1 protein-coding gene is annotated in these 1,756 nt (G+C 32.6%); it reads left to right on the top strand.

Annotated features, from left to right (window positions below; translation table 11 throughout):
• Positions 1-228: 228 nt before the first annotated feature.
• On the top strand, positions 229-1,524 hold the full coding sequence (locus NPY00_RS06260; protein WP_269021221.1) for a phage capsid family protein: 1,296 nt from the start codon (positions 229-231) through the stop codon (positions 1,522-1,524).
• Positions 1,525-1,756: the final 232 nt, after the last annotated feature.

Raw genomic sequence — 1,756 nt, 5'->3', positions numbered from 1 at the left:
AAGGATCAAAATACCGCAATGCTCTAACCCCTACAGACTAGCATCATCAAAAAGAACTAGAAAATACACTCAACATCATAATCACAAAAATAATCATAAAGTATAAACAAAAATATTATTCTTCATAAAATGGTTTTTATCAATAATCTTAATGAATTCTATCATATAATAAGTGATAACCCTATTGTTAAAGCTCTTGGAATGCTGTCGTTATTCTACAGTATTATCATGCCTATTTATAAAATCATACGGTTTTATCCTCAGTTTCGAGTGAGATATCAAGAAAAATTAGGCACAAATTTAGACATTTACGGTCATTTCGTATTTTCTGATATTGAAGATTGTCCTCCTTCAAAATTGGAGAAGATTCCTCTTTCTATATCAAATGAGAGCAAATTTTATTATATAGAATGGGAAGACAAGACTACGCAACGTACAAAGTCAACGTATTATGAGATTTTTCCTTATGTCCAAAAAGAAACTAAAATTGCTCCACTTATTGGAGAGAATTCTGAGAACATTATTCAGTTAAAAACAGAATCAAATCACATCAATGGAGATAAAGTTTCGTTTGATTTCAATGATATGAGTGAAGATAATATTAAGATTCAGAATGAACTTGTTTTAGGACGGCTTTTTCGTTCAGGCAAAAGAGAACATGATTCAGATAAGTCCGTTTACTTGCTTGCTGAATATTTAGAACAAATGTTTTTTCTTCATGCATGCGGATATACTGCCCCAACCTTCTCTTTAGGAGGAGAAAATATAAAACCTGTTTATTATGGTTTTAATAAGCCGATGGCTCCAAGCAATAAGCGTATCATAAGACCTTGTGATAAAATAAAAGATGAAGAATTAACAGATAAATGTAAGCATATTTTTACATTTGATCTCATTGAAAAAGCCGTAAAATGTGCTGAATGCGCTGAGCCTAAAATTAAGTCTTTAGAGATTGAAAGACAAAAATTCTATGTAATGTATTTGCACCCAATCCACATTGAGCAATTACGCGCTTATGCCTCCTGTCAGAAATTTGAAGCGGTCAAAAAAAGAGCCCGTGAACTTCAATCTAAGAGCGAAGATCCTCTTATTCAAGCAGCATTTGGTGTGTATTATTTTAAGAAATCCTTTGGCACGTGTAATGTTCTTTTACTTGAATCTGGTTCTGTGACATTGGGAGTCAATTCGGTAAATAATATGCCTTTGCCCAATGTGCGCCGCTCTGTTCTTCTTGGTGCACAAAGTGCGATTTTAGCTTTTGGGACCAATCCTACTAATAATGTGGTAATTGAAGAAACAATTTTTGATTTTGAAAACAAGCGTATGACTAACGCACTGTTGGGGATAAAAAAAACACGCTTAAAATTGTTAAAAGATGCAGAAGAACAAGATTTTGCTACAGTTGTTGTTTCAACTTATGCTGATAAAGACAATATTCAAGAACATTGGGTGCATCGTATAAGACGGTGTATGTTTTATGAAAAAGAGTCAGATTATACGCGAGGAGTGCATGTACAGCGATAGATTTGTATTTGATCTGTCAATAAATGCATTAAAACATCGAGATGTTGAATAGCGAGCAGAATGCAATAAAAAGAGTTTGTTATTGTTTATGACGGACATCATTTTATAGTGTTGCAGAATTTATAATTAAATGAAAAAAATATTCTATTGCCTCTAATAATACATTTTGTATTTTATGTCATAAATCGGCCTTAAAGAAACAGTAGGCGCTAAAGGTATCATCATTAAATAG

Source organism: Bartonella sp. F02 (genome assembly GCF_026929975.1).
Lineage (GTDB): Bacteria > Pseudomonadota > Alphaproteobacteria > Rhizobiales > Rhizobiaceae > Bartonella.
This window is presented reverse-complemented; position numbering and strand designations above follow the sequence as displayed.

Coding starts and splice junctions, on each gene's coding strand:
- NPY00_RS06260 (WP_269021221.1), top strand. CDS start 229: ATGCCTATTTATAAAATCATACGGTTTTATCCTCAGTTTCGAGTGAGA.